We start from the raw sequence: 22,078 nt of genomic DNA, 5'->3' as shown, positions 1-22,078 counted from the left end.
CATGGTTCGCCCGTGACCGTCGTGCCCGACGCCGTGGCAACCCGGCGTCTGTTGGACCGCTTCGGGTTCGGCGCGCGCCCCGGGGAACTGTCCGCCGCCGTCGGGCAGGGGTTCGCCGCGACTTTGGACGCGATGCTCGCCCCGGCGCCGTCCGACCCCGGCGTCGCCGCCACTCCGCCGCCGGCGCTGACCTCGATCGCGAATCGGGGCAAGGCGGGCACCCCGGCGCAGAAGGCCGCGCAGCAGGAGCGCGCTCAGGGCCAGAACGCGCTGACCCGGTGGTGGCTCGACCGGATGTGGGCCGCCGAGCGGTCGCTGCCCGAACGACTGACCTGGTTCTGGCACGGGCATTTCGCCACCAGCGCCCAGAAGGTGAACCAGCCCGCGTACCTGTTGACCCAGAACGAGTCGCTGCGCCGCCTCGGGAGCGGGGACTTCCGGTCGCTGGCGCAGGCGATGATCGTCGACCCGGCCATGCTCGTCTGGCTTGACGGGCGGACCAACCGCGTGGGGTCGCCGAACGAGAACCTGGGCCGGGAGTTCATGGAGCTGTTCTCCCTCGGGGTCGGCCACTACACCGAGACCGACGTCCGGGAGGCTGCCCGCGCGCTGACCGGGTGGACGGTCAACGCGTCGACAGGGACCGCCCGGCTCGTCGCTCGCCGGCAGGACACTGGACCGAAGACCATCCTCGGCCAGACCGCCGCGTTCGACGCGCCGAGCTTCGTGAACATGGTCGTCGCCCGTCCGGAGTCGGCCGCGTTCGTCGCCGGTCGGTTGTGGTTCAGGCTGGTCTCGACCACGCCGCCGCCTCCTGGGGTGCTCGCCCAGCTCACCGCCGCCTACGGGCCGGGCCGGGACCTCGGCGCCCTGCTGCGGGCGATCGCCACGTCGGCGCCGTTCCACGACAGCGCCACCACCCTGGTCAAGCAGCCCGTGGAGTGGGCGATCGGGCTGATGCGGGCGGTGGGCACCCGCCCGAGCTCGGTCACCACCGCGCCGCGTGCCCGGCCCGTCGCCGCGACGGCGGCCGCCCGGGCGGACCCGGTCCACCAGCACCTGCAGGCCCTCGGTCAGGTCCCCTTCCTGCCGCCCAGCGTGGGCGGCTGGCCGGGGGGCACCTCGTGGCTGACGCCGTCCGCGCAGCTGGACCGGCTCGCTCTCGCCCAGGCCGTCATCGCCCACGCCGCGATCCCGCCCGGACCCACCGGGCCGAACGCCCAGATCGACTGGGCCCGCCAGGTCCTCGGTGTCGACGCGTTCGGGCCGCGGAGCACCGACGCCCTGCGCGACGTGGCCGGCGGCGACCCCCGGTCGGTGCTCACGGTCGCCGCCCTCACCCCGGAGTACGTGATCAGCACATGACCAGCCCCCAGTCTGCCGAGTCGTCCGAGGCTTCCGGGCGCGCCACCGGCCGCCTGCCCGGCCTGCACCTCCCGAACGTGACCCGGCGCCGTTTCCTGGCGTGGTCCGGGGTCGCCGCAGCGGCCGCCGGGCTCTCCGTGGGGGCGACGCAGGTGCCGTGGTCGACGCTGCTGCACGGGGCGGCGCACACTCCGCTGCAGCCGGGCCAGGGGGTCCTGGTGGTCGTGACCCTCTACGGCGGCAACGACGGGCTCAACACCCTGGTGCCGGCCGGCGATCCCGCCTACCAGTCCAACCGGCACGAGTTGGCCTACCAGCCCTCCGAGGTCCTCGACGTCGGTGACGGACTCGGTCTCAACCCGGGGATGGCGGGGATCAAGTCGCTGTTCGACAGTGGCCAGGTCGCCATCGTCCGCGGGGTCGGCTACCCCGAGCCCGACCACAGTCACTTCCGCTCGATGGCCATCTGGCAGACCGCGTCGCCGACCTCGCCCACCGGGTCGGGATGGTTGGGGCGCTGGCTCGACGCCACCGGTGACGACCCGCTGCGGGCGGTGTCGATGGACTCGGTGCTGCCGCCGCTGCTCACCGGGGAGCGGACCGCGGCGTCCACGCTGCCCTCGGCCGGGCTGACGTTGCCCACCGGGCCGAGCGGAGCAGCGTTCCGGGCCCTGGCCGGGGTGGACCCCGGTGACGACACGATGCGCGCCCGGGTGGCGCAGTCGGGCCGCGATCTCGCGCAGGTCGAGCAGACACTCGGGCCCACCCTGGCCGCGTCCCGCAAGCAGAGCAGCGCCACCGGCAACGACGCGGGGAACTCCGCGGGCGCACAGAGCGGCGGCGCCCACTCCCAGCTCGGCGACCAGCTGCAGACGGTGGCGGCCCTGGTCGAGGCCCGTGTGCCCACCCGGGTCTACTCGGTCTCGTTGGGCGGGTTCGACACCCATGCCGACGAGCGCGGGACCCAGCAACGGCTGCTGACCGAGCTCGACGGGGCCCTGACTCCCTTCGTCCAGCGCCTGCAGAACAGCGACGCGGGCCGCCAGGTCGTCACCGTGGTCTACTCCGAGTTCGGCCGCCGCGTGCTCGCCAACGCCAGCCAGGGCACCGACCACGGCACCGCCAACCCGGTGTTCTTCCTCGGCGGCCCCGTCGCGGGCGGGCTCTACGGCGAGCAGCCCAGCCTCACCGACCTCGACGACGGCGACCTCAAGGCCTCCACCGACTTCCGCGACCTCTACGCCACGACACTGGCCGCCGTGCTCGGCACTGACCCAACCCGCGTTCTCGGGCCCGGTCGTACACCGGTGCCGCGTCTGCTCACGACCTGAGCAAGGATCGAATCACCGGGAACGAGGGGGAACCGATGCTCTACGACGGGCTCACCGGATGGCACCTGCTCATCCTGGCCGGCGTGGTCATGCTGCTCTTCGGAGCGCGCCGCCTGCCCGACGCCGCCCGAGCGCTCGGCCAGACGGTCCGCATCCTGCGGGCCGAGGCACGCGAACTCACCCACGATGCCCCCGCGTCCGCCGCTCCGCCCGACACCACGGGGCCCGGCCCCGACGCCGGGGGCGATCGTGCGCCGTGACGGCGTCCCGGGACGGTGATCTCCCACGGCACAGTCGCGGTGGGGTGTCGCTCCTGGTGCGCTGCCTGATGATCCTCGGCGCCTGCAGTGCAGTGGTGCGTCCGACGCCGGGTCGGGGCCGGCCGCTGCGGGGACGGCGATCGCCGGCGGAGTGCCGGTCGGATCCTCGACCCGGACGATGCTGGTCGGCGGGCGGACCCGCTCGTTCCGGATGTACCGGCCGACCGGGCTGCGCGCCCCGGCGGCGCTGGTGGTGATGCTCCACGGGGGCGGCGGTAGCGCTCGCGGAGCCGAGACCCGGTACGGCCGGGACCCGGTGGCCGCCCGGTCGGGGTTCCTCGTGGCCTACCCGGATGGCGTCGGGCGTCGACCACCACTGCCGGGCCCGTCCACACCACCGTCTCCAGCTGCCCCGACGGCCGCGCGGTGGAGCTGATCGAGATCGACGGCGCCGGGCACCAGTGGCCGGGAAGCGCGCCGGCCGGCTCAGGCCGGTCACGGCTGATACCGACCGATCCCCCGTCCACCGCGCTCGATGCCACCACCGCCATCTGGGATTTCCTCGACGCCCATCCCAGGCCGTGACCTGAAAATAATTCCGGGTCGCTGAAGGCTGTCTGAAGCGCACGGACCGTGTCCCGCGGTTCTCAGTCCATTGTCAGGTATCCGAGGAATCGTCGTCCTCGTCGCGGCGGGAACCGCCACGGCGGACGCGAGGAAAGGGATTCACGATGAGCATCTGGATGGCCAAGGCAGCGGCGACGACGGTGAGCGTGCTGGCGCTGGGTGGTCTCGGGGCCGGGATCGCGAATGCCGCGCCCGCGGCGGACGCAGCGCCGGCCGCTCATCCCCACCACCACCCCGGCGAGCATGTCGAATTCTCGAAGAACACGAAGAAGGACGGGGTGGTGAAGATCGACCTGCAGCGCGGTGTGGTGACCGCGGTCAACGGTTCGAGCGTCACGGTCAAGAGCAAGGACGGTTACACCCAGACATACACGCTGACCCCGCAGACCCACGTCCGCAAGGACAAGCAGAAGAGCGACGACAGCGCCGTGGCGGTCGGGGACCGGATCGGGATCGCCGCCCTCGCCGACCACAGCCCCCTCGATGCCCGCTGGGTCCGCGACCACGGCCCGGCCGCGGCGCAGTCGGCGCCGTCCTCCCAGCCCACCCCCGCCGCGCCGATCACGCCGGCTCCCAGCGGGAGCTGACGCCGTTCGCTCCGGCCCCGTCCCGGGACGCGACGCCCCCCGGGACGGGGCCGGACCTGACGATTGCCTGAGCACCGGCACGACGGGGCTGAGGCGGCGGGCCGATCGGGACCACCCTGAACGCCCGGCCGACGGGGAGGCCACGCATGAGGAACGTCATCGACGATGCGCGGTCGTGCCCCTCCGAGGGGTGCCTCGCCGACCGGCGCACGCGCTGTGTCGCAGGGCGCTCGTGCCCGGCGCGGAGCTACGCCGAGCTCGACGATCAGGTGCGTGGCCTGCTGGCCCGGATGCGGGGCGAGCCCGATCTCGCGGTCCGCACGCTGCTGCTCACCGCGCTGGCCCACGCCGAACGACGACTCGCCGTCCTCCACCCGTGTGTCTTCCCGCCGGATCCGACCACGTCCGAGCAGGCGGAGAGCATGAGCGCCTCGGCGCTGCTGGTGGAGGCGGTGACGATCGCAAGTCGGGGCGCGCTGGGGGAGCGTGTCGCGCTGCCGTTCTGGACAGGAGCTCCGTGGAGCCCGGGCGTCCCCGCGCTGCTGGCCCTGGCCACGACGACGGATCCGGGCGCCCGCGGCCGGGCCCTCGAGGAACTGGTGAGCATTCTGCGTCCGCACCTTGGCACGACGGCCACCGAATGCGTCGCCGAGCTCGCAGCCGTCGAGCACCACCACGCCGCCGCCGGCGCGACTCCGCGGCCCCCTTGCTTCTGACCGGCCTCTTGCCCGCGCTCGACGGGGAAATGACTGCGAGCTTGAAGACATCGGCGTCGTGCGCCGCCACAGCCTCGGTCTGCCCACCAGTGCCCGGGTCCATGGGCTGACCGACCGCGGCGCCGAGCTTGAACCGGTGCTGCCGGCCCTCGCCGGCTGGGGCAGCCGTACCCGGCGACCTCGCGACGCGCTGATGCTCGCGCTGAAGTCACCGGGCGATACGGTCCTGCTGTGTATCTCGGGGTGGCCCGCCTGGAGCTCGTCCGACGGGTGTGGTCGAACTGGACATGGCCGCGCCTGGCTGTCGCGGCAGCCGGGGTCTTCCTCGCGGCCGGGACGGTGACGGTCGCTGCGCTCGGGACCGCTCGCCCGGCTTCGTCAGCGGCCGCGGGGCTCCCCGCCATCGGCCCCTCAGCCGTCCCGACGTCGGTTCCGCCGGCGCCGATCACGTCGTCGCCAATCTCGACCCGATCGACGACTTCGAGCTCGCCGGCTATCCGGACGTCGACCATCGCCGAGGTACCCGGAGCGTCCAGGGGCTCGCACGCCGGCCGCGGGCCGAGACCCCCGGGGCCCGCGGCCGGTCCCGGCCACGCGCCGTCGGCGGTCGGGGCCGGTCCTGCGGCACACCCACCCGGGCCGGGGGCCGGGCCTGGCGGCCCCCCAGGCCCGAAAGATGGTCCGCAGCCGGACGGTCCCTGACACCGTCGCCGGTCTGCTCGCCCGCCACCTCGGCCGTCTCCGATGTTCCCGACCTCGGCCTCGACCTCTCGAGATGGTCGCGCCGTCGCCGAGCCAGAGCCGTAGACCTCCACATCCTCTGGCGACCCGGAACTGGTCGCCAAGGTCACCGACGTCGTCGGGCTCTACGATCGATCGCCGCTGCTGCCGCGGGTGGCGGTGAATTCGGGCGGGTGTGGTTCGGCGCACGTCGGGTAAGCGCAGGGCATGATCGAGGAGCATGACGGTGCGAGCCTGACCGACAAGGCGCGTGAGGCGGCCGAGAAGATCAAGGCTGCGGTTGAGCCGGGCGAGACCGGCGGGCCCGGCGGCCCGCACAACGACGCGTCCGACCCGTTCACCAACGATCAGCGTCCCGACGAAACAGGTTTCCCGGACGGGTCCGTCGCCGGAACCGACTAGCACCGGGCCGTCTCGTCGAGGAAGTCGCAGATGATCGCATGGGCGCGTCGGTCGGCGACCGGGTCGAACGCGACGCCGGGGGTGCCTCCGTCGTCGTGGGCATGGGTGAAGCCATGGTGGGCGCGGCCGTAGACGACGAGCTGCCAGTCCGCGCCCACCGCGGTCATCTCCGTCACGAAGGCCATGAGCTCGCCGGGCGAGACGTGGGGGTCGGAGCCGCCGTGGCAGACCAGCACGCGGCTGCGCACCTCACCCGGTGATGCGGTCCGTGGGGTGCTGAGGCCACCGTGCACGCTCACGACTCCGGACACCGCGACGCCCGCCCTCGCGAGCTCGAGTGCGGCCATGCCGCCGAGGCAGAAACCGATCACGGCGATCGACTCGGCCGGGGTGGCCAGGAGGTCGGCGATGGTGGCCACGGCGGCCTCGACCCGGCGGGCGAGGCGCCCGGGCTCGCCGCGTAGTTCGGCGATGGTCGCGAGCACTCGGTCGCGGTTGCTGGCCACGCCGGGGCCGTAGAGATCGGCGGCCAGTACGGTGTGCCCTCGCGTGGCGAACCGGCGGGCCTGCGCCCGGGCGTGGTCATCGAGTCCGGCCCCGCCGTGGAGCAGCACGAGGGGTACGCGCTGCGCGGCGGGCCCGGGCGGGCTGACGAGGACACCGTTCAGTGTGGTGTCGACATCGCGATAGGCGAGGAATTCTTCGATCGGGAGACGCCTCATTCGGAGAATAATCCCACGAAGGAAGTGCACAATAGCATTTCCATTTTTCGAAAACAACCGCCGAACGAGCGAGTGTTCGCGCGCTTGATGATGGGATCGACCGGCGATCCGACCGGATCTGCGATCAGTTCGCCGATGTCGTCCCATCGAGTCGCTCGGCCCGCTGGGCGGCCGTGGGCGTCGTCGCCGGACGTGCCCGCCACATGCCGAGGCATGCTTGTACGATCGTTTGAATGATGGAGCTGGTGACGCGCGGGCGACCCGCCGCCGGCCCGTCATGAGCCGCCTGCGCAACGTGGCCGTCGCGCTCCTCGCCGTCGTCGCCGTCGCCGCGCTCGGGCTGGCCACCGTCTCGGGGTGGGACAACGTGCGGATGGTCGGGCTGGTCGCGGCGGCGATCGTCGCGATCGATCTGCTCTCGCGCGACCCCGGCCTGCGCTGATCGTCGGGGGGAGGAGGGACGGTTGAGGGCGGTGGTCGGACGGGGGGCCGGGGGCGCCGGACGGGGCATCCCCGGTCGGGTCCGGGGTGCGGGCCGTCGTGATCCCATCGGTCGATGCACGTGAGCGGACGGTCGCGTCGGTGCATATCCATGCTCGACGGCCCGTAGACAAGGCCTGACAGTTCACCCCACGCTGTGACCTGGGTCACGAAAGAGGGGACTGCTCGATGGCGTACGTGGAGGCGGCGCGGGCTCGCTGGGCGCCCCCGGAAGTGACGGCAAGCCGACTGGAAGTCCGACTGGAAGGTCGGCCGGGGTGTTCGACGCTGGGCTCGCCCTACGGTCGACGCCGACGGGGAGGAGGTCGGCACATGCGTCTCCTCCTCGATGTGTCCCGTACCGCCGACGGTCGTCTGGAGGGCGCCGTGATCACCGAGGCCGGCCGGGAAGAGCCGTTCTCCTCCACGCTCGACCTGCTCCGCATCCTGGAGGATCTCGAACCTGGGTCGGGTCCGGCTCCGATCGGCGCGGGCGGGCGGGCGCGATGAGAGCCTCGGCGCGGGTGGCTGCGGTGACGGGCGTTGTCTTCTCGGGCCTGTTCGTCGCCGCCCTCGTGCTGATCGACAAGGGGCCGCACCTGGGTGCCCCGGACGCGGTGTACACGGCGTTCTACGCGAGCAACGGCGACTCGTTGATCGTCGCTGTCGGGCTCTACCTGGTGCCGCTCGCCGGTATCGCCTTCCTCTGGTTCGCGACTGCGGTCCGGTCCGTGCTCGACGCGATCGGTCACGTGCCGTCGGCGATGGCGAACGGCCTGAACCTGCTCTCCGTCGGCCTGTTCGTCAGCATGCTGTTCGCGGGGACCGCCGCGGTCGCGGCGCCCGCGTTCGGGAGCGTCATCGCGAACGCGCCGGTCGTCGCGCCGGACACCGCCCGCGCCCTCGCTGCCCTCGGTTACGGGCTGGTCTTCGTGTTCTCCGTCCGCGGGGCCGGGATGTTCGCGCTGACCACCACCACGTTGCTCCGCGGCGCCGGGGTGCTGGGAAAGCTCCCTTCGGTGATCGCGTACCTCTGCGGGGCCTATCTGCTGCTCACCGCGACCTACCAGCCGGCGAGCCTGCTCGTCCTGCCCGTATGGGTGCTGCTCATCTCGGTGGCCCTCGTGCTCCACGAGCGCCGTGAGAACGCCGCGGGTTCCGCCACCCCTGCCGTCGACGCACAGGCGTCGAAGGACCTGGAGTCCCTCCCCGACGCCACCAGCGAGACCACGCCCCGACTACCGAGGAGCGCACCGTGACCACGACCGACCGTCCCACCCACCCGCTCTCCGAGATCCCGGGTCCGAAGCCGCTGCCGGTGGTCGGCAACGCCCGCGACATCGACACCAAGCGGTTGATCCAGAGCGTGATGGAGCTGGCGGATCGATACGGTCGGATCTTCCAGCTCCACACTCCCGCCGGGGCGATGTACATCGTCTCCGGGCTCGAGATGGTCCAGGACGTCTGCGACGACGCCCGCTTCGACAAGCTCGTCGGCACCGGCCAGCGCCAGCTGCGCGAGACCCACCAGAGCGCGGGCCTGTTCACGGCGGACACCACCGATCCGTTGTGGAAGTCCGCCCACGACATCCTGCTGCCGAGCTTCAGCACCTGGGCGATGAAGGGCTACGTCGACCCGATGGTCGACATCGCCCAGCAACTCATGCTCAAGTGGGAGCGTCTGAACCCCGAGGAGCCGATCGATGTCGCGGGCGACATGACGCGGCTGACACTCGACACCATCGCGCTGTGCGGGTTCGGGTACCGCTTCAACTCGTTCTACCGCGACACCCCGCACCCGTTCGTCGAGGCGATGTTGGGGTCGCTCACCGAGGGCGTCAAGCGCCAGCGGATGCTCCCGATCCAGATCAAGCTCCGTCGGGGCGCCCAACGACGCTTCCTGGCCAACTCCAAGTACATGGACGACACGATCGACGCGATCGTCAAGGAGCGGCGCGCCTCCGGCGAGCCAGGCACCGACCTGCTCGGCCACATGCTGGTCGGCACTGACAAAGAGGGAAACACGCTGCCCGACCACAACATCGTGGCGCAGTGCGGCACGTTCCTCATCGCCGGCCACGAGACCACGAGCGGGCTCCTCTCGTTCGCGATCTCCTACCTGCTCAAGCACCCCGAGGTCGTCGCCCGCGCCCAGGACGAGGTCGACCGCGTGCTGGGCACCGACCCGGATGCGGCCCCGACCGTCGCGCAGATCGGTCAGCTCGGCTATGTCCGGCAGATCCTCGACGAGACCCTGCGCCTCTGGCCGACCGCGCCCGCGTTCACCCGGCAGCCGAGGTCACCCGGCGAGACCGTCGGCGGGTACGGCCCGTTCGACCCCGGCACGGGGGTCATCGCGCTCACCCCGATGCTGCACCGGCTGCCGGAGGTATGGGGCGAGGACGCTCGCGAGTTCAACCCGGACCACATGGCCACCGAACGCCTCGACGCGCTGCCCCCCAATGCCTACCGACCGTTCGGCTCCGGGCAGCGGGCCTGCATCGGGCGGCAGTTCGCCTTGCAGGAGGCGACCCTCGTGCTCGGGATGCTGCTGCAGCGCTTCGAGCTGGTCGACCACGCGGACTACCAGCTGAAGATCAAGGAGTCCCTGACCATCAAGCCCGAGGGGCTCACGATCACCGTGCGGCCCCGCGAGGGGCGTACCCGGGGGTCGGCGCCGCGGCCGACGGCCGGCGTCGCCGCCGAGCCCCGCGCGCCCGCCCTGGCCGTCGCCCCCGCCGACCGGCACGGCACCCCGCTGCTGGTGCTGTTCGGATCCAACCTGGGCGCCGCCGAGGACCTCGCCACCCGCATCGCCCGCGACGCCGGCGACCGCGGCTACACCGCGCGCACCGCGGCGCTCGACGAGGCGGTCGGGGAGCTGCCGACCGAGGGCGCCGTGGCCGTCGTGACCTCGTCGTACAACGGGGAGCCGCCGGACAACGCCGCGAAGTTCTGCGCCTGGCTGGACGGCGGGTCGGCCTCGGCGACCGGCGTGAAGTACACCGTCTTCGGGTGCGGCAACCGCGACTGGGCCGCGACGTATCAGGCCGTGCCCACCCGCGTCGACGCCGGCCTGGAGGCCAAGGGCGCCACCCGCGTGTACCCCCGCGGCGAGGGCGATCAGCGCGGTGACTTCGACTCCCAGTTCGAGGCCTGGTACCGCGGGCTGTGGGACGGGCTCGGCGCCGCCCTCGGCCTCGACGCGTCAGCGACCGCCGGCGCCGGCGCCGGCCCGCGGCTGGCAGTGCAGCTCGAACAGCGCCGGACCGCCAGCCCGGTCCTGCAGTCCTACCGGGGCCAGGCGGCCACGGTGCGCATCAACCGCGAACTCACCGCCCGCGCGGGCACGCCGGGCGGGCGCTCGGTGCGCCACCTCGAGATCGCGCTGCCCACCGGCACGACCTATGCCACCGGCGATCATCTGGGCGTCCTACCCCGCAACCCCATCGATCTGGTGAACCGGACCCTCGCGCGATTCGGGCTCGACGGTGGCCAGTTCGCCACGCTCACCGCGAACGGCAGCGCGCCGACCCACCTGCCCGTCGGCGAGCCCTATCCGCTGCTGGGCATCCTGGTCGGCTGCGTCGAGCTGCAGGACGTGGCCGGCCGCGCCGGGCTGGCAGCCATGGCCGCGTCGATGCCCGACGGGCCGGACCGCGACGACCTGGCGGGGCTCGCCGGTGTCGACGACGAGGCCAGGGCCCGCTACCGCGAGCAGATCGCCAAGCCCCGCCGCACGCTGCTCGAGCTGCTCGAGGCCCACCCCGAGTGCAACCTGCAGTTCGCCGAGTTCCTCGACCTGCTCCCCCCGCTGCGGCCCCGGTTCTACTCCATCTCCTCATCGCCCCAGGTGTCCTCGGACGTCGCACTGACCGTCGGGGTGCTGGAAGGCCCGGCCCGCGCCGGCGACGGCACGATCTACCGCGGCGTGTGCTCCGGGCACCTGGACGACGTCCCCGAGGGCGGCACGGTGTTCACGTTCGTTCGCAGCCCCAGCATCACCTTCCGCCCGCCGGCGAACCCGCACGTCCCGATGATCATGGTCGGGGCCGGGACGGGCATGGCGCCTTTCCGCGGCTTCTTGCAGGAGCGCGAGTCCCTGCGTTCCCACGGCGTGCCGATCGCCCGCTCGCTGTTGTTCCTCGGGTGCCGCGACCCCGAGGACGACCTGCTCTACTCCGACGAGCTGGCCGCGTTCGACAAGGCCGGCGTGGCCACGCTGTACCCCGCCTACTCGCGGGTGTCCGGGTACCGGTACCGCTACGTCCAGCATGCTCTCGAGGGCGCCGCCGACGGCGTCTGGGAGGCCATGCAGCACGATGCCGTGATCTACGTCTGTGGCAACGCCTCGACGATGGCGCCGGGCGTGCGAGCGGCTCTCGTTGCGGTGTTCAGGGCCAAGACCGGTGCGGGAGAGGCCGACGGCAACGCCTGGCTCGCCGGCCTCCGCACGTCGAACCGCTACCTCGAGGACATCTGGGGCGAGACTGCGGTGGTCTGAGGCGGCGGCGAGCTGCACATCGCTCGACGCCGTCGTGGACGCCGCCCCCGTCCCCGTCCTGGACGACCCTCGGAATCGGACCGACCGCATCCGACGGTCCGGGGAGAGCGAGGACGCTGCAGGCCGATCAGCGTGCACATCCATCGAGCCCGGAGGCGGACGTGGCAACGCCCCACAACGTTCGGGTCACAGAACCTCAGTTCGGTAACCGATCGTTCGCAGCCACGTCACTGATCGAGGAGCGCCCAGCGCGCGGTGGGTCCCGACGGCGTCGTCGGGGTCGGTCGGGCGCAACTGGCGGCCGAAGATCGCTCAGTGCCGTTCTGGGCGCCGCGCCGCGGGCGCGTCGCCGCTGTGGGTGGGTTCGGTGGCGCTCAAGGGGACGCCGGTGAGTTCTTCGGTGACCTGCCAGCCGCGCTCGGCGTCGTCGGTGCTGTGTAGGGGCGGTAGAGGCGCTGTTCGGCGGGGGCGCCACCGAGGTGACCGAGGCCGTTCGGTCCGTAGAGGCGCCCGCCGCGGGCGTCGGGGGAGGTGGCCGCGTACAGGGCAATGCAGGAGCCGGCCGCCGGACGGGTTGTTAGAGGCAGCGACAAGCCCGGCAAGTCGAGGTACCCGCGAAGCGGCTGCTCACACCGGGTCGGGGTCTGGTGGGGTGGCCTCGCGGGCCAGGGCCACTGCCTCGGGGAGAGAGTTGATCCAGCGCACACGGGCGGGTAGCCGGGTGGAGCTCCATCCGGGTCCGGCGGCAACGGCGGTGGTGTGCGGGACCAGCCGACGCAGCGCGGTCGGCTGCGCGGTCGCGGTGCGCTGAGCCCAGACGAATACCACGAGAGGCTGGGTGTGCTCGATGGCGTGCAGCAAGGCGGGCAGCGGAGCGGATGGCCCGAGGAACTGCACCGAGATCTGATGTTCGGTCAGCGCCGCGAACAGCGCGTCGAGAGCCAGGGTGTGGTACTCGCCGGGCGCGCAGGACAGGAGCACCGGTCGTGGCCCCGTGATCCTGGCGGGATAGCCGTGGCTGAGGTGTCAGCTGCCACGAAGAAGGGACCACCTGAGCCCTGGTCTTGCCGCGAGCATGGGACCACCGGTTTGCCACTGATGGGACCACCCGGCGTGGCTCCCGTCCGGTAGGTCGTGCGGCCGTTACTGGTCGCTCGCATGACCTACCGGGAGGTGTCCGTGGTTGAGGTGAAGGAGATCCTGCGGCTGTGGTTGGACGGCCGGTCGCTGCGGGAGGTGAGTCGGCTGGCCGCAGTGGACCGCAAGACCGTCCGCCGCTACATCGACGCTGCGAAGGCGGCCGGGCTCGATCGTGACGATGGGCTCGCCGCGCTGTCCGACGAGTTGCTCGGGGCGGTGATCGCGACGGTGCGCCCGGACCGGCCGCGGGGCACCGGGGCCGCGTGGGAGACCGTGGCCGGCGAGCACGAGCGCATCCAGGCGTGGCTCAAGCAGGGCCTGACGCTGACCAAGGTGCACGTGTTGTTGGAGCGCCGCGGGGTGCTGGTGCCGTATCGCACGCTGCATCGCTATGCGGTGGCCGAGCTCGGGTTCGGGCGCCGGCGGGCCACCGTCCCGGTCGCCGACGGCGATCCGGGGGTGGAGGTCCAGGTCGATTTCGGTCGGCTCGGGCTGATCTCCGATCCAGCCCGCGGCACCCGCCGGGTGACCCACGGGTTGATCTTCACCGCGGTGTATTCGCGGTACATGTTCATCTACCCCACCCACCGCCAGACCCTGGACGAGGTGATCGCCGGGTGCGACGCCGCGTGGGCGTTCTACGGCGGCGTCTTCGCGGTGGTCATCCCGGACAACCTCCGCCCGGTGGTGGGGCGGGCCGACCCGATCGAGCCGCGGTTCAGCGACGCGTTCCGGGAGTACGCCCAGGCCCGCGGTTTCGTGATCGACCCGGCGCGGGTCCGGCACCCGCAGGACAAACCCCGCGTCGAGAACGGCGTGAAGTATGCCCAGCGGAGCTTCTTCGCCGGCGAGGAGTTCCTCGATCTCGCGGATTGCCGGGCCCGCGCGCAGCTGTGGTGCGCCCAGATTGCCGGGCTGCGCATCCACGGCACCACCCGCGCCCGTCCCGCGGAGGTGTTCGCGGCCGAGGAGGCGCCGCTGCTCGGGCCGGTGCCGGACGGGCCGTTCGCGATCCCGGTGTTCAGCAAACCGCTGGTGGCCCGCGACCGACACGTCGAAGTGTCGCGGGCGGTCTACTCGGTGCCCGGTGAGCTGATCGGCACCCGTATCCGGGCCCGTACCGATGCCACCACGGTCAAGCTGTATCACCGCGGCCAGCTGCTCAAGGTCCACCCCCGCCAGGAGCCCGGCGGCCGGCACACCGACCCCGCCGACCTGCCCTCGGAGGTCTCGGCCTACGCCATGCGCGACCTCGACGGGCTCGCCCGCAAGGCAGCGTCCTACGGCGATCACGTCGGGCGCTACGCCGCGGCGATCCTGGAGCACCCGCTGCCCTGGACCAAGATGCGCCAGGTCTACCGGCTGCTCGGGCTCGCCCGCCGCTACGACGCCGACGCCACCGACACTGCCTGCGCCCGGGCGTTGGAGGTCGAGATCGTCAACGTCGGGCTCATCGAACGCATGCTCACCCGCGGCCTGGCCGGCGTCGACACCATGGCCCCCGCCCGGCCCGCCACCTCCGGCGCCGCGGTCGACGCAGACGCCGCGGTCGTCCCGGCTGCGGGCCGGTTCGTCCGCGACCCGGGCGAGTTCAGCACCCGGCGGCCGTCATGACCGCTGCCGGGAAGAAGACCACCCGAACCACCAAGCTCACCCCACGCGGCGCCGCCGGGGCCGCGGCCGATGGGCAGCGCCCGGGGCGCATCGAGCCCTCCGCCGAGCTCAAGGAACTGATGCGCCGCCTCAAGCTCGGCCGGCTGCTCGACACCCTGCCCGAGCGCCTCGCGCTGGCTCGCACCGGAGCACTGGCCCACCACGACTTCCTGGAGATGCTGCTCGCCGACGAGGTCACCCGCCGCGACCGGCAAGCCGCCCAGCTGCGCGCCCAGAAAGCCGGGCTTGACCCGGCGATGGTCCTCGAGGCCTGGGACGACACCACCGGCGTCGCGTTCGACCGGGCGTTGTGGTCGGAGCTGTGCTCGCTGCGGTTCCTCGCCGACGCCCACAACGCGATGATCATGGGCCCGGTCGGGGTCGGAAAGACGTTTCTGGCGTCCGCGCTCGGCCACGCCGCGGTCCGGCGCAAGCACTCGGTGGTCTTCGAACGCGCCGACAAGATGTTCAAGCGGCTGCGCGGCGCCCGCCTCGACGCCACCTACGACGACGAGATGCGCCGGCTGCAGCGCGTCGAGCTGCTCATCCTCGACGACCTCGCGCTGCACCCGCTCGGCGCCACCGAGACCAGCGCCTTCTACGAACTCGTCGTGGAACGCCACCGCGTCGCCTCCACGATCACCACCTCCAACCGCGACCCCGCTGAGATGGTGACCATGATGGCCGACCCGCTGCTGGCCCAGTCCGCGATCGACCGGCTGCAGTCCGCGGCCTACGAACTCGTCGTCGAAGGCCAGAGCTACCGCCAACGCCAGAAACCCGCCCTCGCCGCCAGCACCAACTCCGCCCACGACCGCACCGACAACCCACCGAGGACGGACATCGGACCGACCGCTGACCCGTAGCGTCACCACCGTGCTGATCGAGACGTTGCCAGCCACCCAGACCGCCGCCGCGGTCGCGCTCTGGCACGAAACGGGCCTGACCCGACCCTGGAACGACCCGGCCGCCGATCTCACCCGGGCGCTGAATGGTCCGTCCTCGACGGTGCTCGCCGCGGTCGACGGCCACCGCGGCGCCGACAATCTCCTCATCGGCACCGTGATGGTTGGCCACGACGGACATCGCGGCTGGGCCTACTACTTGGCGGTCTCACCGAGCCGCCGCCGACACGGCATTGGACGTGCCCTCATGCACACCGCCGAGCAGTGGCTGGCCGGGCGCGTCCCGAAGCTTCAGCTCATGGTTCGCAGCGAGAACGCCGCGGCCGCGCAGTTCTACCAGCAGCTGGGCTACACACCCTCCGACGTCCTCGTCCTCGCCCGCTGGATCGACCGCCAGGCTGACTGACCTCGCCACGCACCGAGTCACGCTCCCCGACACCCGGACCCGAGTTGACCAGCAGCAGATCCCGAGCCACTCTCGATACCTAAGGTCCACGACCACCGAGGTGGTCCCTAGCTCATGGCAGCAGGGTGGTCCCTTCTCGCTGGCAGGTGACACTGAGGTGGTGGTGATCGCGCGGGCGAGCACCAGCGCGCCGTCGAGGCAGGCGGCGGCGGAGTCGGGCTCGTCGAGGGCGTCGAGTGCGGGGCGGCAGAGCTGGTTCCAGAGCGTAGCGACGTCGCGGCGCTCAAGGCTGGCAGCGAGGGCATGGATGAGGGTGTCGCTGTCGAGACGTTGGGCCGCACGTACCAGTGCCCGAACTTCCCCGACGTCGACGGGGTGTCCCGGCTCGAGGTGACCGGGGGTCAAGGGTTGAGCCGGTGTGCCCGTGCTGCGGTGGCGGCGGCGGGCGAGCTCGGCCGCGGCCGCGAGTGCCATCCCGTCGTCGGCGAGCCGGCGCATGGTCGCCAGCTCGGCGACGTCGGTGTCGGTGTAGCGGCGGTAGCGCCCAGCGTGGTGGTCGATCGGCCCGATCCCGTAGCGGCGGCTCCAACTGCGCAGGGTGGCGGGCGCCACCCCAAGACGCGCAGCGACCGCGGCCGCGGTCCACCGCGGGACGTGGTCCTCCGACGGCCGCTGCGTCGGTCCGGCGTGCGGGGCCATCGGGTCATCGGGTCATCGGGTCATCGTCTCGCATCGCGTTCAGATCGGTCATGCTCCAGTTCGACCATGTGCAGACTTACCACGCTTGTGCCACGGTTCGAGACTGTCCAGGAGGACAGGCTGCTTCGAGGTGGCGCAGAGCCCGTGACCGACCGCGGACACCATCGCTGGCCCGCGCTCGACCCCGGCCTGCCGCTCGAGTCGAGACGGAGGCGGAGGTCATTCACGCCGCCGGCGAGCGACGACCCCGTCGCGGACCGATCGATGCGGCGAGATCCTCCGGGGAGGAATGGTGATGGCCGAGACCACGCGGCTTCCCGAGCCGTTGGACGTGCACTGGGACTGGCAACGCCGCGCGGCCTGCCGCAGCCTGCCGGAATCGCTGTTCTTCCACCCCGACGGCGAGCGCGATCCCCGCCGCAGTCGCCGTGTCGATCGCGCGAAGCAGATCTGCGCGCGCTGCCCGGTGCGCGGGCCTTGCTTTTCCCACTCCTTGAGCGCCGAGGAGCCCTACGGCACCTGGGGCGGGGTCGACGAGAGGGAACGTGTCGCGATCCTGCGCCGCCGGCGTGGGGCTCGCACCGCCGCCGGCGGCCATTACCGGCCGGCAGGACGCGACGACGCCGCGGGAGCGTGACGAGACGAAGAAACCCCACGACGCACGACGCTGATCGTCCGCCGACCCACCGCGTGGTGTGGTCGCAGCGCGTCGCCGCGGTGACCGATCAGCGTGGTCGGCATCCAGTGGCACCCGCTGCCGGCCGCGAGCTCTCCGGTCAACGGCCAACCGTGGCCGAACCGGGGCGCATCCTCGACATCAGCGGAGTTTGATCCCCGACCGATTTCAACGGATGGCGCGACGTCGCCGACCGGGATCTTCGCCTCGTCGAGCCGGGGAGGCGTCCTCGACGCGACCTCTTCACGAGTCCAGCTTGTGAGGATCTTCGACGCGGTTATCTCTCGCACCGGGCGCAGCGGCCGGCTTCCAAGGCCCGAGAGTTGCTGGCTTGCCACGTTTGCGCATCGTTTCGAGGTGCTCGGCTAGGACGCGACGGCGAAGCTGCCACGCTCTCAACAGCGCAGCGCCTCGTGACCAATTTGATCAGATCGGGGTGCGTCACCGACAGAGAAGGAGTCGGCAACGTGGTTGAGTCCGGCGCGAGCACCGGTGGCGGCCCAGTGTTCCGCCTGATCTATCGAAGCAGCTTGAAGATCTCGGGCGACGATCTCCAGGTCGAGTTGCCGAAAATCCTGGCGGCGGCCCGGAGGAAGAACCCGGAGCAGGGCATCACCGGGGCGCTGGTGGTCTGGGAGGACAGCGTGGTCCAGACCCTCGAAGGCGAGGAGAGCGCTGTTCGGGGCCTCTACGACACGATCCAGCGCGATCCCCGCCACGAGCAGGTCGAGTTGGTCGAGACCGCTGCGGGGGTGGACCGAGCCTTCCCGCGATGGTCGATGGCCCGGGTCACCGACGACGACGAAGCTGATCTCCCCCTGAGCGTGAATCAGTGGGAGGGCGGCATCGATGTGACGGCCCCCCGGTTGCAGACCCCCGCGGAGGAAGCAGTCATCGCCTCGATGCGTAATCGGGTGCGCGGCGCACCGGCCTGACCACACCGAGGATCCAACCGAGCATGCCCGGTAAAACGACGTGGGAAGTCGCTGGACGCTCGATACAAATGGTCGGTGAAGCAGACGACCTGGCCTCGCCAGCGGGCCGTTCGAACGGGTGCCTGACCAAGCAAGAACACCCAGCCGTGGCTTGCCGGTTATCATTACTCGGCGGCCGGTCGGTGCGATTGAGTACGGCTGGTTTGCCGCGCACTCCCCTGACGACCCCGCCCGACGTCGGCCCCGAACCAGCCAACCAGTGCGTTGGGCGCCGAGGCCCTCGCGGGGCCACAGGGCCCCACGCACCGGCCCCGCCCGATCAACCTGCGCCAACCTCCGAGGCGGACGCACCTCCCAGTTCGTTGGCGCGGTCGGAACCGGGTCATCAGCTGGCGGTGTGGGCCTTGGCTTCGTCGATCCAGGTCTGGCACTCGTGCTCGGACAGTGCGGTCACCTTGCCGTGCCGAGTCTCGATCATCTCCTTGAGGTGCGCCGCGTTACGGTGCCGCAGCTCCTTGATCGAGTCGACTCCGACCTCCTTGAGGATTTCCGCGTACTTCGGGCCGATGCCCTTGAGCTCGGCCAGATCGTTGGCCACGTGACCTTGGTCAGCCATGATCTTTCTCCCTCCGGCAGCGGGCGAGGCGAACCGCCCGGCGCCATTCGTGGCGTGATGATGAGATTTCCGATTCGGCAGTACCCCGTGTTCCGGCGAGTGACACCACACTCAACGGCCTTCCCTCGAATCGGGGAGAACCCTTCCAATGACTGGTCTCCACGTTGGCCGAGTTCAGGTGCTGCCGCCTCCGAGACCAAGAGTTCGTCACCCACGAGCCAAGGATTGTCGCAATGTGTCGGGCCTTGAACAGGTGGCCGATTCCCGCTGTGCTGTCACCGAACGGCCGCGCGACCTGCCGGGCGGGCAAGCCTGCGTGTAGAGCCATCCGATCAGACGCTGGACCGACTCCTTGGCCGTGCCGAGCTTCTCCGCGGCAGAACCATGCGCGCACTCAACGCGTACCGATCAGTCCGGTGGCGGCAATGACGGCCCGCCATCGAGGTTGCTGACGGGGTCGACCCCGAAAGTGCGCTGGGTCCCGAGAGCTGCGGGATGCCGTGATAATCGGCACCATCACCGCCCTACGACTGCGGAGTCCCGATTGCGGCCGGTCGGATCTCGCTATCAGCGGACCGGCTCGCACTGATTGTCAGCTCGGGCGTCGCAGGCAGTAGATCAGGCGCTTCAGCACCGACGGCTCGTCGGTGAATGCGGTTGCGTGTGCCACCGAACTCGCCGGCCGGCTCGAAGGAAGGGCCGCAGGGCTCGGGAGCCGTGGCACCAGGCGAACGCCGGGCGTGTGGCGCGGGGAGGGGTCGAGGAGTCCGGACTCGCCCGATTCGTCCGGGCCAGAGTCGATGGCCGGCTCACCTTCGACCGGACGCCGGTCGCACGAGAGAGGAGGCGCGATGATGATCGGCGCGGGCATCGGGGCTGGCTCCTCGGTGGTGCCGTCCTCCGGGACCGGAGAAGGTGGTGGCAGCACGGTGATGACCGGGGCGAAGGGGCTGCGTCGGTCCGGGCCGAGCGTCAACGGCTCGGGCCGGTTCTCGGACGAGGCCCGGGCGCCGGGCACGGACAGATGAGAGGCCGCCAACTCGACAGTGGCCGCGATGTCGGCGATCGCCGCGTCCGCAACACTCGACTCTTCGGTACCCGAACCCGTTGTGCTCGCTTCCGGGATCGCCGCTCGGGAGGCAACCGTCGCTGGGGCGGCCCTCTTCGGGGTGCTGGTGTCGGGGGCTTCGCTCGTCTCCGGCGCGACCGTCGCCGTCGGGGTGAGTGTCGCCTTCCAGGCGTGCGGCGCGGTCGCGGTCAGGGTGACCTGGCCGTTCGAGCTGCCCTCGGTCGTCGGGGCTGTCCGGGTGGCCGGAACCGCACGCGGGATCTCCGACGGCGACGTGCTCGGGATCGAGGTCGGCGGAGGCGGAGGCGGAGGCACTACGGCAGGGGCCCGCGATGGCAGCGCAGGGTCCTGCTCGTGCGGGCCGGGAGGTTGCTCGTGAGCTGGTCCGACGTGGTCGCGGTGCACATCGCCGGCCGGTCCGCCCAGCCCGGCAAGTACCCCTCTGGACCACGTCAGGCTTCCCTGGACACGGTTGATCCGCACGGCCACCCACATCGACTCCGGGTGGCCGGGACCTGCGAGGACCAGACGTGAGAGGTGGAAGGCGGTCCCGATGGTCGACACGACGTCCTCGAGCTCGCGGCGACCCGGCCGGGAAGGATCCGCGGCCCGGCGGGCCCGGTCGATCACTACCTGTGCCGACCCCGGCGGTCCGCCCCACTCACCCAGGACGCGTTCGCCCGAGACGTCCACCACGGCGACGTGTTCCGCGCCCGGGAGAACGGCCAGGACCTGGACGTACCGCTCGGCGGCGCTGGGCTTCTCCCGGTGCGCTGCGCCATCCCCGGCAGTAGCCGCCTCTGCGATCACGCCACTCCTCACGGTGCCATCAAGAGTCCATCTCAGCTCGACGCCACCGGTGACGGGCACGGCGCCGTCGGGTCTATCGCCGTGGAACCCGTCGGTGTCACAGGACAGCGGACGTCACGCGTGTCGGGGGCGCGACACGCCTACATCTCGAGCAGACCTTCGAGGTGCGGCAGCCAACCCAGCCGTGCCGAAGACGCAGACCCTGCAAGACCCGAGCCAGGCCTTCGTCCTCGATGCCCCATTCTGACTGCGGCGCCGAGGTGAACCGGTGCCTCGGCTGGTCGGTGGGCTGGTGTTCGGCCGCGACGGCCGTCGGGACGTTGCTGAGCTGGTCCGTCTCGCCGTGGTGCAGGAGGCCGACGTAGCTGATCGGGGCCACTCCGAGTTCGGTCACTTCGGCCAGGGACGGTGCCGGCGCGACGCGGAGACTGCTCACCGGTCCGGGGCAGTTCGCGCCGAACGCGGGCCGGTGGGTCACGCTCCCCGAGGCCGATCGGGTCAAGCGGTCGATCTCGGCGCAGAGGTAGGCCCGCGGTCGCCAGCCCGCCCAGCCGGGTGAAGGCTTCAGCGCTGCCCGCGCCTCTCGGGGCCTGTGCCGGCCGAGGTGTCGCCGTGGCGGTGCCGGTGGCGGGTGAGCCTCCAGGTCACGATCGCGAGGGTGAGCACGGCGGCCGCGCCGAGCGCGGCGAGGTCGGGAATGCGCTCGCCGATCGCGGCCACGGTGTTCTCGGCGGCGGCGGTGGTGGCGGGGTCGGCGCCGGTGAGCCCGGCGGTGCCGTCGAAGACGATGAACAGCAGCCCGATGGCGATGAACAGCATCCCGGAGATCGTGGTGGTGCTGTGCAGGGTCAGCGGGCCCAGCCGGTAGGCCCGTCCGCGTAGCCAGGCCCGGTGCCCGAGATCGAAACGCTGCCAGCCCACGGCGAGCAGGAACAGCGGGGCCGCCATGCCGGCGGCGTAGACCGCCAGCAGCGCGGCGCCCCGCAGCGCCTGCCCGGTAGCGGCGGCCACCGTGAGCACGGCGCCGAGAATGGGGCCCGAGCAGAATCCGGCCAGCCCGTAGGCCGCGCCGAGCCCGAGGGTCGCCAGCCAGCCCCCGCGGCGCGCCATTCGGGCCTGGAACCGGGACGCGGGTCCGAACGCCCAGCCGCCGCCGAGGATCTGCACCACCCCGAGCGCCACGATCAGGACGCCCGCGGCGTTGACCACCACGGCGCGGTGCGCGGTCAGCACCGAGGCCAGCGCCCCGGACCCGGCACCGAGCGGGACCAGCACCAGCCCGAGTCCGAGGGTGAACAGCGCGGTGCGGGCGACCAGCGCGGTGCGGCCGGTGAAGGCGTAGGCGAAGAACGACGGCAGCAGCAGTGCGCTGCAGGGGCTGAGCAGCGATAGCAGCCCACCGGCGAACGCGGCGACGTAACCGAGATCGAGCAT

Annotated in this window: 22 protein-coding genes and 1 pseudogene; 17 read left to right on the top strand and 6 right to left on the bottom strand. The window is 71.7% G+C overall.

What is annotated here, in order from left to right; translation table 11 throughout:
- The first annotated feature begins 12 nt into the window (after positions 1-12).
- The 8 genes from LQ327_RS00590 (at position 13) to LQ327_RS00555 (ending at position 6,029) form a co-directional block, all read left to right on the top strand.
- Entirely contained in the window at positions 13-1,365 is a 1,353-nt protein-coding gene (locus LQ327_RS00590) for a DUF1800 domain-containing protein (protein WP_230729581.1), read from the top strand.
- On the top strand, positions 1,362-2,696 hold the full coding sequence (locus tag LQ327_RS00585) for a DUF1501 domain-containing protein (RefSeq protein ID WP_230729580.1): 1,335 nt from the start codon (positions 1,362-1,364) through the stop codon (positions 2,694-2,696). The genes LQ327_RS00590 and LQ327_RS00585 overlap by 4 nt, the downstream gene beginning before the upstream one ends.
- A 35-nt stretch (positions 2,697-2,731) precedes the next feature.
- A complete protein-coding gene (locus tag LQ327_RS00580; RefSeq protein ID WP_230729579.1) occupies positions 2,732-2,956 on the top strand; it encodes a twin-arginine translocase TatA/TatE family subunit in 225 nt (74 codons plus the stop codon).
- Positions 2,957-3,107: 151 nt separating this feature from the next.
- Positions 3,108-3,392 (top strand): alpha/beta hydrolase family protein, encoded by a 285-nt coding sequence (locus LQ327_RS00575; RefSeq protein ID WP_230729578.1) that lies wholly within the window; start codon positions 3,108-3,110, stop codon positions 3,390-3,392.
- A complete protein-coding gene (locus tag LQ327_RS00570; RefSeq protein WP_230729577.1) occupies positions 3,383-3,541 on the top strand; it encodes a hypothetical protein in 159 nt (52 codons plus the stop codon). The genes LQ327_RS00575 and LQ327_RS00570 overlap by 10 nt, the downstream gene beginning before the upstream one ends.
- Positions 3,542-3,687: 146 nt before the next feature.
- Positions 3,688-4,170 carry a DUF5666 domain-containing protein gene (locus LQ327_RS00565; RefSeq protein ID WP_230729576.1) on the top strand — a complete coding sequence of 161 codons (483 nt, stop codon included), beginning with the start codon at positions 3,688-3,690 and terminating at the stop codon, positions 4,168-4,170.
- A gap of 146 nt (positions 4,171-4,316) precedes the next feature.
- A complete protein-coding gene (locus LQ327_RS00560) occupies positions 4,317-4,886 on the top strand; it encodes a hypothetical protein (protein ID WP_230729575.1) in 570 nt (189 codons plus the stop codon).
- A 948-nt stretch (positions 4,887-5,834) separates the two neighbouring features.
- A complete protein-coding gene (locus LQ327_RS00555) occupies positions 5,835-6,029 on the top strand; it encodes a hypothetical protein (protein WP_230729574.1) in 195 nt (64 codons plus the stop codon).
- On the opposite strand, the gene LQ327_RS00550 is transcribed toward LQ327_RS00555, so the two are convergent.
- A complete protein-coding gene (locus tag LQ327_RS00550) occupies positions 6,026-6,751 on the bottom strand; it encodes a dienelactone hydrolase family protein (RefSeq protein ID WP_230729573.1) in 726 nt (241 codons plus the stop codon). The genes LQ327_RS00555 and LQ327_RS00550 overlap by 4 nt on opposite strands.
- Positions 6,752-7,028: 277 nt before the next feature.
- On the opposite strand from LQ327_RS00550, the gene LQ327_RS00545 reads away from it, so the two are divergent.
- The 4 genes from LQ327_RS00545 to LQ327_RS00530 all read left to right on the top strand — a co-directional run bounded on the left by LQ327_RS00545 (position 7,029) and on the right by LQ327_RS00530 (position 11,735).
- Entirely contained in the window at positions 7,029-7,193 is a 165-nt protein-coding gene (locus tag LQ327_RS00545; RefSeq protein WP_230729572.1) for a hypothetical protein, read from the top strand.
- 371 nt (positions 7,194-7,564) lie between these two features.
- The gene (locus LQ327_RS00540) at positions 7,565-7,741 is read left to right on the top strand and encodes a hypothetical protein (protein ID WP_230729571.1); all 177 of its coding nucleotides are present in this window, start codon (positions 7,565-7,567) and stop codon (positions 7,739-7,741) included.
- Positions 7,742-7,755: 14 nt separating this feature from the next.
- The gene (locus tag LQ327_RS00535) at positions 7,756-8,490 is read left to right on the top strand and encodes a hypothetical protein (protein WP_230729570.1); all 735 of its coding nucleotides are present in this window, start codon (positions 7,756-7,758) and stop codon (positions 8,488-8,490) included.
- Positions 8,487-11,735 (top strand): bifunctional cytochrome P450/NADPH--P450 reductase, encoded by a 3,249-nt coding sequence (locus LQ327_RS00530; protein WP_230729569.1) that lies wholly within the window; start codon positions 8,487-8,489, stop codon positions 11,733-11,735. The genes LQ327_RS00535 and LQ327_RS00530 overlap by 4 nt, the downstream gene beginning before the upstream one ends.
- Before the next feature lie 627 nt (positions 11,736-12,362).
- Here LQ327_RS00530 and LQ327_RS00525 read toward each other — a convergent pair.
- A complete protein-coding gene (locus LQ327_RS00525) occupies positions 12,363-12,716 on the bottom strand; it encodes a hypothetical protein (RefSeq protein ID WP_230729567.1) in 354 nt (117 codons plus the stop codon).
- 198 nt (positions 12,717-12,914) lie between these two features.
- On the opposite strand from LQ327_RS00525, the gene istA reads away from it, so the two are divergent.
- The 3 genes from istA to LQ327_RS00510 are packed head-to-tail and all read left to right on the top strand — an operon-like array spanning position 12,915 to position 15,839.
- Positions 12,915-14,489 carry an IS21 family transposase gene (istA, locus tag LQ327_RS00520; RefSeq protein WP_230729565.1) on the top strand — a complete coding sequence of 525 codons (1,575 nt, stop codon included), beginning with the start codon at positions 12,915-12,917 and terminating at the stop codon, positions 14,487-14,489.
- Positions 14,486-15,394: an ATP-binding protein gene (locus LQ327_RS00515; protein WP_230729564.1), complete on the top strand. Its 909-nt coding sequence runs from the start codon at positions 14,486-14,488 to the stop codon at positions 15,392-15,394. The genes istA and LQ327_RS00515 overlap by 4 nt, the downstream gene beginning before the upstream one ends.
- A 10-nt stretch (positions 15,395-15,404) precedes the next feature.
- Entirely contained in the window at positions 15,405-15,839 is a 435-nt protein-coding gene (locus LQ327_RS00510; protein WP_230729562.1) for a GNAT family acetyltransferase, read from the top strand.
- 453 nt (positions 15,840-16,292) lie between these two features.
- Here LQ327_RS00510 and LQ327_RS00505 read toward each other — a convergent pair.
- A pseudogene (locus LQ327_RS00505) lies at positions 16,293-16,538 on the bottom strand (MerR family transcriptional regulator); the annotation flags it as partial.
- A gap of 295 nt (positions 16,539-16,833) precedes the next feature.
- Between LQ327_RS00505 and LQ327_RS00500 the strand changes: the two are divergent.
- Together LQ327_RS00500 and LQ327_RS00495 are read left to right on the top strand one after the other, a co-directional pair.
- Complete coding sequence (locus LQ327_RS00500) at positions 16,834-17,175, top strand: WhiB family transcriptional regulator (protein WP_230729560.1); 342 nt, start codon at positions 16,834-16,836, stop codon at positions 17,173-17,175.
- A gap of 506 nt (positions 17,176-17,681) precedes the next feature.
- Positions 17,682-18,149 (top strand): BLUF domain-containing protein, encoded by a 468-nt coding sequence (locus LQ327_RS00495; protein ID WP_230729558.1) that lies wholly within the window; start codon positions 17,682-17,684, stop codon positions 18,147-18,149.
- A gap of 385 nt (positions 18,150-18,534) precedes the next feature.
- Here the strand turns inward: LQ327_RS00495 and LQ327_RS00490 are convergent, their stop codons facing one another.
- The 3 genes from LQ327_RS00490 to LQ327_RS00480 all read right to left on the bottom strand — a co-directional run bounded on the left by LQ327_RS00490 (position 18,535) and on the right by LQ327_RS00480 (position 22,078).
- Positions 18,535-18,765, bottom strand: coding sequence for a DUF4332 domain-containing protein (locus tag LQ327_RS00490; protein ID WP_230729556.1), 231 nt, complete (start codon positions 18,763-18,765; stop codon positions 18,535-18,537).
- Between the two features lie 592 nt (positions 18,766-19,357).
- On the bottom strand, positions 19,358-20,704 hold the full coding sequence (locus LQ327_RS00485; protein WP_230729554.1) for a hypothetical protein: 1,347 nt from the start codon (positions 20,702-20,704) through the stop codon (positions 19,358-19,360).
- Between the two features lie 504 nt (positions 20,705-21,208).
- Positions 21,209-22,078, bottom strand: coding sequence for a cytochrome c biogenesis CcdA family protein (locus LQ327_RS00480; RefSeq protein WP_230729552.1), 870 nt, complete (start codon positions 22,076-22,078; stop codon positions 21,209-21,211).

The organism is Actinomycetospora endophytica (genome assembly GCF_021026375.1).
In the GTDB taxonomy this organism is placed as follows: Bacteria; Actinomycetota; Actinomycetes; order Mycobacteriales; family Pseudonocardiaceae; genus Actinomycetospora; species Actinomycetospora endophytica.
This window is presented reverse-complemented; position numbering and strand designations above follow the sequence as displayed.

What these genes read in the sequence shown, in the direction of transcription:
- LQ327_RS00585 (WP_230729580.1), top strand. Translation starts at nt 1,362, where the DNA reads ATGACCAGCCCCCAGTCTGCCGAGTCGTCCGAGGCTTCCGGGCGCGCC.
- LQ327_RS00500 (WP_230729560.1), top strand. Translation starts at nt 16,834, where the DNA reads ATGGCCGAGACCACGCGGCTTCCCGAGCCGTTGGACGTGCACTGGGAC.
- LQ327_RS00480 (WP_230729552.1), bottom strand. Translation starts at nt 22,078, where the DNA reads ATGCTCGATCTCGGTTACGTCGCCGCGTTCGCCGGTGGGCTGCTATCG.
- LQ327_RS00540 (WP_230729571.1), top strand. Translation starts at nt 7,565, where the DNA reads ATGCGTCTCCTCCTCGATGTGTCCCGTACCGCCGACGGTCGTCTGGAG.
- LQ327_RS00545 (WP_230729572.1), top strand. Translation starts at nt 7,029, where the DNA reads ATGAGCCGCCTGCGCAACGTGGCCGTCGCGCTCCTCGCCGTCGTCGCC.
- LQ327_RS00555 (WP_230729574.1), top strand. Translation starts at nt 5,835, where the DNA reads ATGATCGAGGAGCATGACGGTGCGAGCCTGACCGACAAGGCGCGTGAG.
- LQ327_RS00580 (WP_230729579.1), top strand. Translation starts at nt 2,732, where the DNA reads ATGCTCTACGACGGGCTCACCGGATGGCACCTGCTCATCCTGGCCGGC.
- LQ327_RS00560 (WP_230729575.1), top strand. Translation starts at nt 4,317, where the DNA reads ATGAGGAACGTCATCGACGATGCGCGGTCGTGCCCCTCCGAGGGGTGC.
- LQ327_RS00565 (WP_230729576.1), top strand. Translation starts at nt 3,688, where the DNA reads ATGAGCATCTGGATGGCCAAGGCAGCGGCGACGACGGTGAGCGTGCTG.
- LQ327_RS00515 (WP_230729564.1), top strand. Translation starts at nt 14,486, where the DNA reads ATGACCGCTGCCGGGAAGAAGACCACCCGAACCACCAAGCTCACCCCA.
- LQ327_RS00490 (WP_230729556.1), bottom strand. Translation starts at nt 18,765, where the DNA reads ATGGCTGACCAAGGTCACGTGGCCAACGATCTGGCCGAGCTCAAGGGC.
- LQ327_RS00550 (WP_230729573.1), bottom strand. Translation starts at nt 6,751, where the DNA reads ATGAGGCGTCTCCCGATCGAAGAATTCCTCGCCTATCGCGATGTCGAC.